General features: G+C 70.7%; 15 protein-coding genes. 7 read left to right on the top strand and 8 right to left on the bottom strand.

Going from position 1 to position 13,825, the window contains the following annotated elements; all coding sequences use genetic code 11:
- The gene (locus ACIO1C_RS19925) at positions 1-717 is read right to left on the bottom strand and encodes a pyridoxal 5'-phosphate synthase (protein WP_401865307.1); all 717 of its coding nucleotides are present in this window, start codon (positions 715-717) and stop codon (positions 1-3) included.
- 134 nt (positions 718-851) lie between these two features.
- Between ACIO1C_RS19925 and ACIO1C_RS19930 the strand changes: the two genes are divergently transcribed.
- Positions 852-1,433, top strand: coding sequence for a TetR/AcrR family transcriptional regulator (locus ACIO1C_RS19930; RefSeq protein ID WP_401865310.1), 582 nt, complete (start codon positions 852-854; stop codon positions 1,431-1,433).
- A gap of 217 nt (positions 1,434-1,650) precedes the next feature.
- On the opposite strand, the gene ACIO1C_RS19935 is transcribed toward ACIO1C_RS19930, so the two are convergent.
- Positions 1,651-2,298, bottom strand: a complete 648-nt coding sequence (locus ACIO1C_RS19935) for a TetR family transcriptional regulator (RefSeq protein ID WP_161311362.1) — start codon at positions 2,296-2,298, stop codon at positions 1,651-1,653.
- Positions 2,299-2,627: 329 nt separating this feature from the next.
- Between ACIO1C_RS19935 and ACIO1C_RS19940 the strand changes: the two genes are divergently transcribed.
- From ACIO1C_RS19940 to ACIO1C_RS19950, 3 genes are all read left to right on the top strand, one after another.
- A complete protein-coding gene (locus tag ACIO1C_RS19940; RefSeq protein ID WP_401865313.1) occupies positions 2,628-3,554 on the top strand; it encodes a VOC family protein in 927 nt (308 codons plus the stop codon).
- A 137-nt stretch (positions 3,555-3,691) separates the two neighbouring features.
- Positions 3,692-6,127, top strand: a complete 2,436-nt coding sequence (locus ACIO1C_RS19945; RefSeq protein ID WP_401865316.1) for a PQQ-binding-like beta-propeller repeat protein — start codon at positions 3,692-3,694, stop codon at positions 6,125-6,127.
- Positions 6,128-6,171: 44 nt separating this feature from the next.
- A complete protein-coding gene (locus ACIO1C_RS19950; protein ID WP_401865319.1) occupies positions 6,172-6,714 on the top strand; it encodes a hypothetical protein in 543 nt (180 codons plus the stop codon).
- Positions 6,715-6,785: 71 nt separating this feature from the next.
- On the opposite strand, the gene ACIO1C_RS19955 is transcribed toward ACIO1C_RS19950, so the two are convergent.
- From ACIO1C_RS19955 to ACIO1C_RS19975, 5 genes are all read right to left on the bottom strand, one after another.
- Positions 6,786-6,938 (bottom strand): hypothetical protein, encoded by a 153-nt coding sequence (locus tag ACIO1C_RS19955; protein ID WP_401865322.1) that lies wholly within the window; start codon positions 6,936-6,938, stop codon positions 6,786-6,788.
- 183 nt (positions 6,939-7,121) lie between these two features.
- Positions 7,122-7,295: a sigma-like protein gene (locus ACIO1C_RS19960; protein ID WP_401865325.1), complete on the bottom strand. Its 174-nt coding sequence runs from the start codon at positions 7,293-7,295 to the stop codon at positions 7,122-7,124.
- 202 nt (positions 7,296-7,497) lie between these two features.
- Entirely contained in the window at positions 7,498-10,458 is a 2,961-nt protein-coding gene (locus tag ACIO1C_RS19965; RefSeq protein WP_401865328.1) for a BTAD domain-containing putative transcriptional regulator, read from the bottom strand.
- Between the two features lie 196 nt (positions 10,459-10,654).
- Positions 10,655-10,918, bottom strand: a complete 264-nt coding sequence (locus ACIO1C_RS19970; RefSeq protein WP_401865331.1) for a hypothetical protein — start codon at positions 10,916-10,918, stop codon at positions 10,655-10,657.
- Positions 10,905-11,105, bottom strand: coding sequence for a hypothetical protein (locus ACIO1C_RS19975; RefSeq protein ID WP_401865333.1), 201 nt, complete (start codon positions 11,103-11,105; stop codon positions 10,905-10,907). Before ACIO1C_RS19975 ends, ACIO1C_RS19970 begins: the two co-directional genes overlap by 14 nt.
- 49 nt (positions 11,106-11,154) lie before the next feature.
- Here ACIO1C_RS19975 and ACIO1C_RS19980 point away from each other — a divergent pair, with 49 nt between their 5' ends.
- The 3 genes from ACIO1C_RS19980 to ACIO1C_RS19990 are packed head-to-tail and all read left to right on the top strand — an operon-like array spanning position 11,155 to position 12,442.
- Entirely contained in the window at positions 11,155-12,048 is an 894-nt protein-coding gene (locus ACIO1C_RS19980; RefSeq protein ID WP_401865336.1) for a Scr1 family TA system antitoxin-like transcriptional regulator, read from the top strand.
- Positions 12,045-12,251 (top strand): DUF397 domain-containing protein, encoded by a 207-nt coding sequence (locus ACIO1C_RS19985; RefSeq protein ID WP_401865339.1) that lies wholly within the window; start codon positions 12,045-12,047, stop codon positions 12,249-12,251. Before ACIO1C_RS19980 ends, ACIO1C_RS19985 begins: the two co-directional genes overlap by 4 nt.
- Positions 12,248-12,442: a DUF397 domain-containing protein gene (locus ACIO1C_RS19990; RefSeq protein ID WP_401865342.1), complete on the top strand. Its 195-nt coding sequence runs from the start codon at positions 12,248-12,250 to the stop codon at positions 12,440-12,442. Before ACIO1C_RS19985 ends, ACIO1C_RS19990 begins: the two co-directional genes overlap by 4 nt.
- Before the next feature lie 2 nt (positions 12,443-12,444).
- On the opposite strand, the gene ACIO1C_RS19995 is transcribed toward ACIO1C_RS19990, so the two are convergent.
- Entirely contained in the window at positions 12,445-13,764 is a 1,320-nt protein-coding gene (locus tag ACIO1C_RS19995) for a UDP-glucose dehydrogenase family protein (protein WP_401865344.1), read from the bottom strand.
- Between the last annotated feature and the right edge of the window lie 61 nt (positions 13,765-13,825).

Genomic DNA, 13,825 nt, shown 5'->3' on the forward strand with positions numbered 1-13,825 from the left:
TCAGGGCCAGAGCAACTCCCTTGCCCAGGTGGCGCCTTCACGCCGGTACCGCAGCCGTACGTGCCGTCTGTGCGTGTCCCCCTGGAAGAACTCCACCTCGTCCGGCACCAGCACATACCCCGTCCACGACCGCGCCTCGGGCGCCGGATCGTGTCCGGCCCGCTCCCACGCGTCCTCGCTCACCCGCGCCAACTCCTCCAGCGAGCCGAGGACTTCGCTCTGCCGCCCTACCAGCGCGGCGGCCAGCGCGCCCGTGGACCGGGCCCGCAGGTCCGCCCGGGTCTCCGTCGCGTCGGCCACCGCCACCGCGCCCCGGAGCCGTACCGCACGGCCCTGCGCCGCCCAGTAGAAGCCGAGCGCGGCCTCGGGACGGCCGGCCAGCTGGCGCCCCTTGCGGCTGGTCGCATGGGTGGCGAAGTGCCAGCCCCGTACATCCGCGTCGTGCAGCATCAGGGTCCGTACGTCGGGCCGGCCCCGCTCGTCGGCGGTCGCGAGGGTCATCGTGTGGGGCTCGGGCTGGCCGGCCGCCACCGCCTCGGCGAACCACCGGTGGAAGAGCGGCAGCGGTTCGCCGGGCGCGGTGGCGGGGTCGAAGGCGGGCAGCTCCGTGTCCCAGACGCGCTGGGCGCGCAGCAGCGCCCGGAAGGCCTCCTGCCGACTCTCGCCCCGGCGCTCGTCCCGGCGCCCGTCCTGGCCCTCGCCTCGTTCGTCGTCCATGCACGCCATTCAACCCGGCCGCCTCCACCCCCGACGGCACTACACTCGGAGTGGTCCCAAGGGAAAGGGCCCAAGGGAAAGGGCCCAAGGGAAAGGGCCCAAGGGAAAGGGAAAGGGAAAGGCGCGAACGCCGCATGCGACAGAACCTGGCCCGGCGCGCCGCCCTCGTCGACGCGGCCATCGAGGTGCTCGCCCGGGAAGGCGCCCGTGGTCTCACCTTCCGGGCCGTCGACGCCGAAGCGGTCGTGCCCGGCGGCACCGCGTCCAACTACTTCGCCAACCGCGACGACCTCCTCACCCAGGCCGGCGGCCGTATCTACGAGCGGCTGCGCCCCGACGACGCGACGCTGGCCGCGATGTCCGGGGGACCGGTCACCCGGGCGCGGCTGGTGGAACTGGTGCGGGAGGTGGTGGAACGGGTCACCGCGTTCCGTACGGGCTACCTCGCCCTGCTCGAACTGCGGCTGGAGGCCACCCGCCGCCCGGCCCTGCGCGCGGTGCTCACCGAGCGGGTACGGGAAGACGTCGACGCGAACGTGCAGCGGCATCTGGACGCCGGTCTGCCCGGCGACGGCGACGCCGTCAGGATGATCTATCTGGCGACCAACTGGCTGGTGGTGGAGCGGTTGACGCTCCCGGGGGTCTTCCCCGCCGAGGACGCGGGCGCACTGCTCGGCGCACTGGTGGAACGGTTGCTCCCCGCCGATACGGCCTGACGCCACCACACACGTACGGCCTGACGCCACCACGCACGCACGGCCTGACGCCGCCACCCGGCCCGAACGCCGGCTCCCTCCTGGGACGGGAGCGCCGGCGGGGATCAGAGGATCAGTCGTCTGATCCGCCGCCGGCGTGACAGGACGGGGGAGACGGGGGAAGTGGGGCACGCCCGTGCCGTGCCCGCCGGCCGCTGCGCCGGCTCGCGCGGCGCGATTACTTCGTGGGCTTCCTGCCGGTGATGCCGAGGTGCACCAACAGCGCCAGATTCGGCTTCAGTTCGGCCTGCTTCACACCCCAGCCCTGGAAGCTCTTCTGGTGCGAGGCCACCGAGGCCAGCAGGACGACCAGGGAGCCGGCCAGCGCCGCGGGGCTGACGTCCTTGTCGACCCGGCCCTTGGACTGGAGCTCCTTCACGGAGTCCGTAAGGGAGTTGGTGACGGAGTTGAGGACCTTCATGCGGATCTTGTTGAACCGCTTGTCCCCCTCCGCGGCGCCCAGATCGACGACCCTCAGGATCGCGTCGTGCTTGCGCCAGAAGTCGAGGAAACCTTCCACCAGATCTTCCGACGTCTGCCAGCCGGCCTTGCCGGCCCAGGAGCGGCCGGAGACCAGTCCGGTCAACCCGGTGCCCTCTTTGGCCATTTCCTCGGCGATTTCGAGGACAGCGCCCTCGACATCCGGGAAGTATTGGTAGAAGGTCGCAGGTGAAGTCCCCGCCTTCCGGGCGACGTCGATGACTTTGACGTCCCGGTACGGCGAGGAGCTGAGCATCTCGCTGAGGCAGTCGAGCAGCTTCTGCCGCGTCGCCTGGCCGCGTCGACCAGCCACGCGGCCGTCGACGGTGCGTACTTGTCCTGTCATGCCGTCAGCTTACCGACGGGTGATCTGAGCGCGATTTGGCCGACTGCAAATGGGGAACCACCCCTTCCGCACACGGGTCCGGAACGCTCCTGACCGCACCGGAAGTGGTTCGGAAGCCGATCGGCACCACCCCGCCCGCCAATGGTGTTATTAACAGCCTGTGGACAACTTCGGTGGACAACTTTGCCGTGCGACCCAAGTGCCCACAGGGATCATGTCGTGCTAATGGTGCATATGTTCTATTTTCTGGCCTGCGCCCCGCCCCGTGGCGCCTTAACTTGGCTGTGACGGGCACCACACGCGGAAGGCGCACGGAAGGATCCTGGCTCATGGCCGCATTCGCGGAAGGCACGCCGTGCTGGGTGGATGTGTCGCTCCCCGACCTGGAGGCGGGCAAGCGCTTCTACGGAGAGCTGTTCGGCTGGACCTTCGGCGACGACAGCGACGGCATTGACGGTCCCGCCGCCGGCGGGCACTACACGGAGGCCTTCAGCGAGGGAAAGCGCGTGGCCGGCCTCGCCGCCAAGCGGGACGGCCGGATGCCGACCGCCTGGGGCGTCTACTTCGCCACCCCCGACGCCGCCGCCCTCAGCCGTACGATCCGGGCCGCGGGCGGCCAGATGGTGCGCGAGCCGATGTCGCTGGGAGCGTTCGGGGTCGTGGCACTGGCGGCGGACCCGGCCGGCGCCGTGTTCGGCCTCTGGCAGGGCGGGGACAACACGGGCTTCGAGAAGAAGGGCCGGCCGGGATCCTTCTGCTGGACCGAGGTCTACACCCGCGACAAGGCGAGCGTGGACCCCTTCTACGAGACCGTCTTCGGCTTCCGGGGCACGGACGTGTCCGACGACGCTGTGGACTTCCGCATGTGGTCCCCGGCCGGTACGGAACCGGGCCAGGACACCGCGATCGGCGGCCGCAGCGTGATCACCGACGCCTTCCCGGTGGAGATGCCGGGCCACTTCCTCAACTACTTCGCGGTGGCTGACTGCGACGCGACGGCCGCGGCCGTCGTCCGGCTCGGCGGCCGGGTGACGGCCCCGCCGTTCGACATCGAGTACGGGCGGATGGCGGTGTTCAACGACAACCAGGGCGCGTCCTTCGCCGTACTGGAAGAACCGGAACGGGAACCGGAACCGGCACAGAAGCAGGAAGAGAGGCCGGAACAGACGCGGGAACATGAGCCGGACCACGAGGACGGGACCCAGGAAAGTAAAAAGTCCGCAGAGAACGACAAGGAAGCCGGGCAATCGGCGTAAGCGCGGGCACACGTGTTGTCCGGATCGCGGTAGGACACTCCGATCCGCCCCCGGGTTCGCAACCGATGCCTCCGACAGGAAGAATCAGGGGGCACGGGGCCGTACCTTTGTGGCCCGTACGGGGAGGTGGCAGGCAAGTGGAGCAGCTGACGCAGCACGACCCGAGGCGTATCGGCCCTTTCGAGGTGCTGGGACGGCTCGGAGCCGGCGGCATGGGGCTGGTCTATCTCGCGCGTTCGGCATCGGGACGCCGGGTCGCGATCAAGACGGTCCGTACCGAACTTGCCGAGGACCAGCTGTTCCGGGTCCGCTTCACGCGTGAGGTGGAGGCCGCCCGCGCCGTCAGCGGGTTCTACACCGCCGCGGTCGTGGACGCCGACCCCCGGGCTGCCGTGCCCTGGCTGGCCACCGCCTACGTACCGGCGCCCTCGCTGGAAGAAATAGTGAATGAGTGCGGTCCGATGCCGGCCCAGGCGGTGCGCTGGCTGGCGGCGGGGATCGCCGAGGCGCTCCAGTCCATCCACGGCGCGAATCTGGTCCACCGCGACATGAAGCCCTCGAACGTCCTCGTGGTGGAGGACGGCCCGCGCGTCATCGACTTCGGGATCGCCTCCGGTGTCTCCAACACCCGGCTGACCATGACCAACGTCGCCGTCGGCACCCCCGCGTACATGTCGCCCGAGCAGGCCAGGGACTCGCGCAGCGTCACGGGCGCCAGCGACATCTTCTCGCTCGGCTCGACGCTCGTCTTCGCCGCGACCGGGCACGCGCCCTACCACGGCGGCAATCCCGTCGAGACGGTCTTCATGCTGCTGCGCGAGCGCCCGGACCTGGAGGGCCTGCCGGACGAGCTGAGACCCCTCATCGACTCCTGCATGCAGATGGACGCCACGCGCCGCCCCTCGCCCGCCGACCTCCAGGCCCAGCTGGCGCCGCATCTCTTCGCCTCGGGCAGCGACGACAGCGGTACGGCGTCGGCCTGGCTGCCGGATCTCGCGACGGCCATGATCGAGCGCCGCAGGGCGGGCGGGCGCGGCCCCGCTCCCGTACCGCCGGTACGGCCTCCGGCGCCCGTACTACCGCCCCCGCCGCCCCGGCCCCCGCACAACCCGGAGCGGGAGTCCGCCTGGCGCCAGGGCAACGACCCGCGCGGCGGTGGCGGGACCCGCCCCGCGCCGCCGGCGTCCTTTCCCGCGCCGCACTCCCCACCGTCCCCGGCCGCCGCCAGTCCGGTACGGCTCGCGGGCTCCCCCGTGCCGATCGGGCCGGGCCCCCGGGTGGCGGACGCGCGGGGCGCGGTGGCCGCCGAGGCGGGCCCCGCCACCGGCTGGATCCGGCCGCCCGCCGGGCTCACCGTCGCCGGTGCGGAGAGCGTCACCAGTCCGGTCGTCCCGCCGGTCCCGGCGCCCGCGCAGGCGCCCGACGGCACGCCGGGGCGCTGGCGCCCCTGGCGGTTCCGGATGTCGAACGACGTGTGGGGCACGCCGGTCGTCGACGGCGATCTGCTGTACGTGACGTCGTTCGAGGTCCACGCGCTGGACGTGGGCAGCGGGCGCAGGCAGTTCAAGACACGTGACGTGGCCTGGGCGATGGCCGTGGCCGGGGGCCGTATCCACGCCTCGGACGGGCCCACGCTCTACGCGCTCGACGGCCAGGACGGCAGCGAGCGCTGGCGCCTCCAGACCGACGCCTGGGTGTACTCCCTCAAGGTCGACCGGGGCACGGTGGTCACCGGCACACGCGGGGGCGGTGTCCAGGCCTGGGACGCGGCCGGCGGGCAGAAGCTGTGGGAGACGTCCGGGGCGCAGACGGACTTCGAGACCCCGGAGGCCGGGCCCGCCGTCTTCGACGACACGGTGTACGTGTGGCAGGACGCCCGGCTGCGGGCGCTCGACGCGCGCTCCGGCGCGGAGCGCTGGTCGTACCCCGTCGGGGACGCCGCGTCCTGCGGCGGTGTGCCGGTACGGGTCAGGCCCGCGCCCGACGGGCGGCTGTACGTCTCCGCCGGGACGCGCGTGCTGGCGATCGACATCGTGAGCGGCCGGGTGCACTGGCACTTCGAGGCGCCCGCCGTCTTCCTCTCCCCGCCGGCCTTCGCGCCGGGGCCCGCGGTGACGGGCGGCGGGGTGTACCTCGCGGACTACCTCGGCACGGTGTACGCGCTCGACGCCGCGAACGGCAAGGACCGCTGGCGGATCGCCACGGAGTCCCGCCAGTCCATCGAGCCGGTGCTGGTGGCGGACGGCAACGTTCATGTCGGCAGCGGCAGCGCGCTCTACACGCTGGACGCGGTGACGGGCACGCCCAAGTGGCGGTTCGCGGCGGGCGGCGAGGTGATCGGCGCGCCGGTCGTCGCCGACGGCCGACTCCACTTCGGCTCGGCGGACCACGTGCTGTACACGCTGGACGCGAGCGGCGGCCAGCTGCGCTGGAAGCTGGCGACGGGCGGCGAGATCACCGGGTCGCCGGTGGCGCGGCGGGGTGTGGTGTACGCGTGCAGCAAGGACCGCTGCGTGTACGCGCTGGACGCGGTGAAGGGGACGGCCACGGGGCGCGGGGGCGGGGCACGGTAGCGTCGGGGTCGGTCCATGAGTAACAACGGGGGAGAGAAACGGACTTGATACGTCGACGTCTGAAATTCGCGGCGGTACTGGTCGCGGTGGTCCTGGCCCTGACGGGCTTCTCGTCGGGCCATGGCGGCAAGAGCGGCAAGAGCAAGGGATCGGGCGGCGGCGGGGGAGGCTGCTCCAACTCCAAGAAGAGCAACGGTTCGTACAGCGGATCCGACGCGGACTATGACTCCGACTCCGGCACCGACGCGGACTACTCGTCGGGCGACTCGTACACCAGCGCCCCGACCGCCGGGGCGACCTCGAAGAATGACGTCGTGGCCGAGGTCGTCACCTGCGTCCGCAAGGCCAAGGGCAAGCGGAAGGCCGTCACGTACGCGACGGTACGGGTCCAGGCCCCGACCGGCGCCACCGCGACCTACGAGGTCGACGTGGACTTCCGGAGCGCGTCGGGTGCCGTACTCGACAACGCGGACACCGAAGTCACCCTGGACAGCGGCGAGTCCACGACGGTACGGGTCCGCATGGAGACCCCGGGTGTGCTCAGGAACGTTGCCAACTGCGAGGCGACGGCCCGCGTCACGAGCTGAGGCGGTGCGCACCGCCCCACGCGCGGCACAGGGCCCGGACGCGAAAGGCGTCCGGGCCCTGTGGCTTCGGCTCAGGAAGCGTGGTTGTCCAGCGGGGCCACGGAAGCGTGGTTGTCCTGCGGAGCGACGGAAGCGTGGTTGTCAGCCAGCGCCGGAGAAGCGGCTCCGGCTCCGGCCGCGATGACGAACGCGACTGTGATGAAGATCTTCTTCGTGCGAGTCATGGTCGATTCCTCCACTAGTAGAACGGCTGTTCGATAATCGACACTACGTTCGGAGTGAAGGATGATCGAGGGGCTGGCAGGAACCGGTCATAGGTTGGCGCGATGTTTGCGTCGTGGACGCGGAACGGCCGCGACGGCTCCCCCTCCGCGCCGCCGCGGCCGTTCGTTCCCCCGTCGGAGTTGTCAGCCCTTGGGCGGGACGGGCGCGTGATTGTCGCCCTGCGTCGTCGCGGTGCCGGTGCCCTTCACGGGCGCCACCGGCGCGTGGTTGTCCAAGGGCTTCGGGTTGTCGCCCGCCGGCGGCGCGGGTGCGTGGTTGTCCATCGTGACGATTTCTTCGTTGTTCTCGGCAGTCATAGAACGTCTCCCCTAGTTTCGGCGGCGCGGGCGGGGGGACCCTTGACCGGCAACTCCCCCGGGTGTCGCCGGTCAAGGATCCAGGAGGCCCGCTCGAACCGAGCGGGCCTCCGGCGACTCGTCTGCCCCCCGACGCGACGAATCGACACACTGAGCATGTCCGGTGGGCATAAACATTCGATGAACGCCCCGGTCAAGACTCTCATGCTGTGGAGAGCGGGCTGAGAAGCCCGCTCACTTCGACTGCCTCAGGAGCGGTCTCGTCGGCGACCAGGGCGAGAGCCTCGCGCCAGCAGACGCGGGCACGGTCGTTCTCGCCGATACTCTTCAGGGCTCTGCCCAGGACGGTCAGTACCCGGGCCCGGGTGTGGTCGCCGCCAATGCATCCGAACGCCAGCGCCTGCTCCGCGTTCTGCGCCGCCTGGGCCTGCTGTCCGGCGGCGAGATGGGCTTCGGCCATGCGGAAGTAGGTCGTCCCTTCCCAGAGTCGTTGCCGGTTCTTCCGGAAGGTGACCAGCGCTTCGTTGAGTTGTTCCAGGGCCTCTGCATGCTGCCCGGCCTGGGTGAGAGCCGCGCCCAGCGCGTACCGGGCGTTCGCGAGGCGCAGGGTGAGACCCATCTGGTCGTAGATGTCGATGCCCTGTTGGGCGAGGGCGATCGCCCGGTCCGTCCGGCCCTGCGACATCTGGAGACGGGAGAGGTTGCACAGAGCGCTCGCCTCACCCGGACGGTTACGGTCCGCGCGAGAACTCTCGATGGCCCGCAGGAGATGAGTCTCCGCCTCCGCGTACCGCCCCTGCATCAAGGCGATGATGCCGCGGTCGTTGTCGGCCCAGAATATGGGTACGGAGTCCTGAGCCGCTTGCGCCAGTGGTGCGATGTGCCGCGCTTCCTCGTCCGCCTCGATGTAACGGCCCGCGACGAGGTAGACGTTGGTGAGCGTCGTCCTTGCGCGGCCCTCGGCCCGCTTGTCCTCGATCGCGTGCGCGGTTTCCCGCGCCGACAGCGCGGCCGACTCGTACTGCTTCGAGTTGGCCCCCGACTCGGCCAGATCTTTCGCGGCCCACAGCAGATCCACGGACTTGCGTAGTTGGGCCCCGCGCGAGCCTTGTTGGGCGCAGGCGAGGAGACAGTCCGCCTCCGTGTACAGCCAGTCCAGCGCGTCGTGCCGGTCCTCGAACGACAGGCCCTCGTACGCCGTCGGCTCCAGGTGGTCCACGAGCCGGTCGCCGGGCCGCTCGATCGCGTAGACCTTCGCCGCCGTCGCCAGGTAGAAGTCCAGCAGCCGCGACAGCGCCGCCTCCCGCCCGGCCGGGGGGTGTTCGTCGCGTTCGGCGCACGAGCGCGCGTAGAGCCGTACCAGATCGTGGTAGCGGTAGCGGCCCGGCGCGGCGGACTCCACGAGGGACGTGTCGACCAGCGACTCCAGTACGTCCTCCGCGGCGTGCTGCGGCAGGTCCAGTACGGCGGCGGCCGCCGCCAGCGAGATGTCCGGGCCGTCCACCAGGCCCAGCAGGCGGAACGCGCGCGCCTGCGCCGGCTCCAGCTGCCCGTAGCCCAGTTCGAACGTGGCCTTGACCGCCAGGTCGCCCGCCTGGAGTTCGTCCAGCCGCCGCCGCTCGTCGGCGAGTTTCGCGGCCAGGACGGAGACCGTCCACGTACGGCGGGCCGCCAGCCGCGACGCCGCGATCCGGATCGCCAGCGGAAGGAACCCGCACGCGCCGACGACGTCCAGCGCCGCCTTGCGCTCCGAGGTCACCCGCTCCTCGCCCACTATGCGGGTGAACAGCTGGAGCGCTTCCTCCGGCGACATCACGTCCAGGTCGACCAGGTGCGCGCCCGCCAGGTCGACCATCCGGACCCGGCTGGTGAGGAGCGCCGCGCACCCCGTCGTCCCGGGCAGCAGCGGGCGGATCTGCGCGGCGTCGCGCGCGTTGTCCAGCAGGACGAGGATGCGGCGCCCGTCCAGCGTCGACCGGTAGAGCGCGGACCGCTCCTCCAACGTGTCGGGGATGGCGGTGTCGGGCGTGCCCAACGCCCTCAGGAACGCCCCCAGTACGGTCTCCGGTTCGGCCGCCCGGGGCCCGGCGCCCATGAGGTCCACGTACAACTGCCCGTCGGGGAAATGCGGTCGGGCCTCGTGCGCCAGGTGTACGGCGAGGGTCGTCTTGCCGACCCCGCCGATGCCGGCCAGCGCGGAGACCGCCATCACGGACCCGTCGGCGGCGGCGAGCCGGTCGCCCAGCTCCCGTACGAACGAGGCGCGGCCGGTGAAGTCCGGCACGTTCGCGGGCAGTTGCGCGGGCCGCATCACGGTGTGGACGGGCGCGGGCTCTTCCACCGGGCGGGCCAGCTCCGCGTCCGCCTGGAGGATCCGGTGCTGGAGCTTGGCGAGTTCGGGCCGGGGGTCGACGCCCAGTTCGTCGGCGAGCAGCCGGCGGGTGTCGGCGTAGACGGCCAGCGCCTCGGCCTGCCGCCCGCTGCGGTACAGCGCCAGCATCAGCAGTTCGCGCAGCCGCTCCCGCAGGGGATGCGCGGCGGTGAGGGCGGTCAGCTCGGAGACGGCCTCGGCGTGGCAGCCCAGTTCCAGGTCCAGGTCCAGCCGGGTCTCGGTGAGTTGGAGCCGCCACTCCTCCAGCCGGGTGCGCTGCGTCTCGGCGTACGGCCCGGGTACGGAGGCGAGGGCCTCGCCGTCCCACAGACCGAGCGACTTGTTGAGGAGCGCCCGCGCCTGCGAACGGTCCCCGGCGGCCCGCGACTTCTCCGCGTCGGCCGCCAACTCCTGCGCGACACCGAGGTCGAGGGCGTCGGGTCTGGCACGCAGCGCGTACCCGCCCGACTCGCTGACCAGGACCCCCGGGGGCAGCACCTTGCGGAGACGGGAGGCGTACGTCCGTACGGCGGCGAGCGCCTGTGACGGGGGGTCGTCGCCCCAGAGGGCGTCGATCAGCTCCCCGGCGGTGGCGGTGCGGCCCTCGCGGAGCAGGAGGGCGGCCAGCAGGGCGCGTTGCTGCGGCGACCCGGTGGACAGGCCGTCACTCCCGAGCCAGGCACGGACGGGCCCGAGCACGCTGAACCGAAGAGCGGTGCCCGCCTCGTCCGTCCCGTCGGGCGTCACCTGGGCCTGCTGATCCGCTCCACGCGGCCCGCCGTCACGGTCCATGGCTCCCTGCCCCCGCTCCTGCCGCTGCCGTATCCCCGCCGCCGGTGAGGCTTTCGCGGTATCGCCCCACCGGTATCGCTACTTCCGTTATCGCCTATTGCCTTCGACAGTCTGCCTTGTCGGAGGCGGGCGCGTCAGCAGGGAGGAGCGGTCTGCACAAGCCCTCAACAGGATCGTGTCCGGGCGGGGACGGGGTTCACTGTGGCCGGTACGGGACGGACGAACCCGTCGTGCCCTCCGAACCATCGGGATCCGGACGGTAGTCGGGGCACACCGGCTGCCCGCACCGGCACTTGGGCCAGCGCAGTCCGGAGCCGGGGACGAGGTCCGCGCCGTCCCCGTCCCCGTTTCCGTCCCCGTCCCCGGCGACCGGCTCCGACTTCCGGACGATCAGCACGCCGTCCACCCCGAACGCCTCGGTCAGTTGCGACAGGAGCCGTCGCGCGTCACTGCCGCTCATCGGCCAACCGCCTCAGTCCGTGCGCCACGCGCAGCGTCAATTCCATGGTGGGCGGGGCGAATTCCCGTGGCACCCAGGCGGGCGCGAGCCGATGGAAGCCCCCGGCCTCCACGAGCGCGTCGAGCGCCTCGACTTCGCCGCCGGGCGGCTCGGGCGGGTCCGGTTGCCGGGGTTCCTGCTCGTACATAGGGGATGCGTCCTTCCTCCATCGAATGATTACCGTCTGTGAGACAAGCGTGACGATCCGCGCGTACGCTCAACAGGGGGGTGGCATTGACAAAGGGTGCTTTCACAGAAAGGCCGTCCACGTGACGTACGCGGAAGAGTTGGACCCGTCGGAATCCGTCCTGGCGTTTTACGCCACGGAGTTACGGAGGCGGCGCGAGGCGGCGGGCATGTCGCAACGCGCCCTCGCGAAGGAGGCGCTGATGGCGCCTTCGCTGCTGAACAAGGTCGAGGCGGCGAGAAGGCTCCCGACGAAGCCGCTGTCGGTAGTGGCGGACAAGATGCTCGCCGCCGACGAATTCTTCACGCGGCTGTGTCCGGTGGTGATCAGGCACGCGTATCCGGCCTGGTTCCGGCCGTTCGTTGATCTTGAGGCGGCGGCGACGGTGATCCGGTCTTTCCAGGCGCAGGTAGTGCCGGGCCTGTTGCAGACGGCGGACTACGCGCGAGCGGTGCTGTCAGCAGGACGACTGAATCGCGACACCGTCGAAGAACTGGTCACGGCCCGGCTCGAACGACAGCACATCCTCACAAGGGACAAGCCCCCGGAGCTGTGGATCGTGCTGGACGAGAACGTGCTTCGTCGCCGTATGGGGCGCGTTGACACGATGCGTGGTCAACTCGATCGCCTTCTGGTAGCTGCGGAGACGCCCAACGTTGTGCTTCAAGTCGTCTCGTTCGACGCCGGAGCGCACGCGGGAGTCGGCGGGCCTTTCTCTGCCCTTACGCTGGACGAAGGGCCGGACGTTGTGTACGTCGACGGCTTCTTGCAAGGGCAAATCCTGGCCGAGCGTGAACATGTGAAGGCGGCTGCTCGCGTCTATGATTTGCTCATGGCCGATGCCCTTTCACCCAGCCGGTCGATCGACCTGATTGCCGACGCTTTGAAGGATTTGAAACCATGATCAGCGCGAGCAGTCTGCCTGGTGTCGTGTGGCGCAAGTCCAGTTACAGCAGCAACAACGGCGGAGATTGCCTGGAGATCGCCACCGTCGTCCCCGGCGTCGTGCCTGTCCGTGACTCGAAGTCCCCCGAGGGCCCGGTGCTCATGCTGAGCCCCCACGCCTGGGCGGGGTTCGTGGCCTTCGCCGCAGGTCTGCCGCGATGACAAAGGCCGAACCGCCGCAGCTGTGGCGTAAGTCCAGCCACAGCAGCGACAACGGCGGCAACTGCCTGGAGATCGCCACCAACCTCCCCGGCATCGTCCCCGTCCGTGACTCCAAGACCCCCGAGGGCCCCGCCCTCATGCTCACCCCCGCCGCCTGGAACGCCTTCGTGGCGTTCGCCGGCGCGAGGTAGCTTCAGGGGCGGCCCAAGGCGCGCACGGTCCAGCCCGCTTCGCGCCAGCGGGCGGCGTCCAGGGTGCCGCGGCCGTCGATGACCTTCGGGCTCGCGGCGGAGTCGGTGAGCCGGGTGGGGTCGATCTGGCTGAAGTGTGCCCACTCAGTCAGGTGAAGCAGCAGGTCGGCGTCGTGCACGGCGGCGATCGGGTCATCGACGTAGTCGAGCTCGGGGTGTGTCTTACGTGCGTTGTCCAGGGCCTTGGGGTCGGTGACGGTGACAGCGGCTCCGAGCGCGTGGAGCTGGTGGGCGACCGCCAGGGCGGGCGAGTCGCGGATGTCGTCGGTGTCCGGTTTGAAGGCGGCTCCCCAGACGGTGATCCGCTTGCCCGCGAGGTTGCCGTCCAGCTGTTCGCGGGCGAGGTCGACCATGCGTTCGCGGAGGCGGTTGTTGATCGCGTCGACCTCGTGCAGGAACGTCAGGGCCTGGTCGACGCCGAGTTCACCCGCCCGCGCCATGAAGCCGCGGATGTCCTTGGGCAGGCAGCCACCTCCGAACCCGAGACCGGGGCGCATGCCACGTCGGCCGATACGGGCATCGTGGCCGAGGATGTCGGCGAGCCGGCCGACATCGGCGCCCGCCGCCTCACAGACCTCGGCCATCGCGTTGATGAACGAGATCTTCGTGGCGAGGAAGGAGTTCGCGGAGGCTTTCGCGAGTTCGGCGGTGGCCCAGTCGGTGACAATCGTCGGCGTCCCGGATTCGATGATCTTCGAGAAGCACTGTCGCAGCACAGCTTCCGCCCACGAGTGCTCGGTGTGGAAGCCGAGGACGAGCCGGTCGGGGCGGAGGGTGTCCTCGATGGCGGACGATTCCCGCAGGAACTCGGGGTTCCAGGCGACCTCGATCTTCCCGCCCGCCGGGGCGAACTCCTTCAGGATGTCGGCGACGCGCGGTGCGGTGCCGACCGGGACGGTCGACTTGACCGCGACCACGGCCGGCCTGTTCAGGCGGGGGGCGAGTCGGCGGACGGCGGAGAACAGGGGGGTGAGGTCGTAGGCGTTGTCTCCGGCCTGCTGCGGAGTGCCGACCCCGATGAAGTGCAGATCGCCGAACTGCGCGGCTTCCGCGTAGGAGGCGGTGAACGTCAGGCGGCCCGAGGCGGTGTGCTTGGCCAGCAGAGCGTCGAGGCCGCGTTCGAAGAACGGGGCCTTGCCGGAGTTGAGGACGTGGACCTTGTCCATGTCGGCGTCCATGCCGATCACGTCGTGGCCGAGTTCGGCCATGCAGGCCGCGTGAGTGGCGCCGAGGTAGCCGCAGCCGATGACGGTGAGCTTCACGAGCAGATGCCCTTCCAGGTGGGGCCGCCTGCGGTGGCCCCACCCCGTCCCGCCGGAAGGG

The organism is Streptomyces sp. NPDC087420 (assembly GCF_044744165.1).
Taxonomy (GTDB): domain Bacteria; phylum Actinomycetota; class Actinomycetes; order Streptomycetales; family Streptomycetaceae; genus Streptomyces.

Excerpts from the sequence above, each read along its gene's own strand:
- ACIO1C_RS19925 (WP_401865307.1), bottom strand. The coding sequence starts at position 717 with ATGGACGACGAACGAGGCGAGGGCCAGGACGGGCGCCGGGACGAGCGC.
- ACIO1C_RS19930 (WP_401865310.1), top strand. The coding sequence starts at position 852 with ATGCGACAGAACCTGGCCCGGCGCGCCGCCCTCGTCGACGCGGCCATC.
- ACIO1C_RS19935 (WP_161311362.1), bottom strand. The coding sequence starts at position 2,298 with ATGACAGGACAAGTACGCACCGTCGACGGCCGCGTGGCTGGTCGACGC.
- ACIO1C_RS19940 (WP_401865313.1), top strand. The coding sequence starts at position 2,628 with ATGGCCGCATTCGCGGAAGGCACGCCGTGCTGGGTGGATGTGTCGCTC.
- ACIO1C_RS19955 (WP_401865322.1), bottom strand. The coding sequence starts at position 6,938 with ATGACTCGCACGAAGAAGATCTTCATCACAGTCGCGTTCGTCATCGCG.
- ACIO1C_RS19960 (WP_401865325.1), bottom strand. The coding sequence starts at position 7,295 with ATGACTGCCGAGAACAACGAAGAAATCGTCACGATGGACAACCACGCA.
- ACIO1C_RS19965 (WP_401865328.1), bottom strand. The coding sequence starts at position 10,458 with ATGGACCGTGACGGCGGGCCGCGTGGAGCGGATCAGCAGGCCCAGGTG.
- ACIO1C_RS19970 (WP_401865331.1), bottom strand. The coding sequence starts at position 10,918 with ATGAGCGGCAGTGACGCGCGACGGCTCCTGTCGCAACTGACCGAGGCG.
- ACIO1C_RS19975 (WP_401865333.1), bottom strand. The coding sequence starts at position 11,105 with ATGTACGAGCAGGAACCCCGGCAACCGGACCCGCCCGAGCCGCCCGGC.
- ACIO1C_RS19985 (WP_401865339.1), top strand. The coding sequence starts at position 12,045 with ATGATCAGCGCGAGCAGTCTGCCTGGTGTCGTGTGGCGCAAGTCCAGT.
- ACIO1C_RS19990 (WP_401865342.1), top strand. The coding sequence starts at position 12,248 with ATGACAAAGGCCGAACCGCCGCAGCTGTGGCGTAAGTCCAGCCACAGC.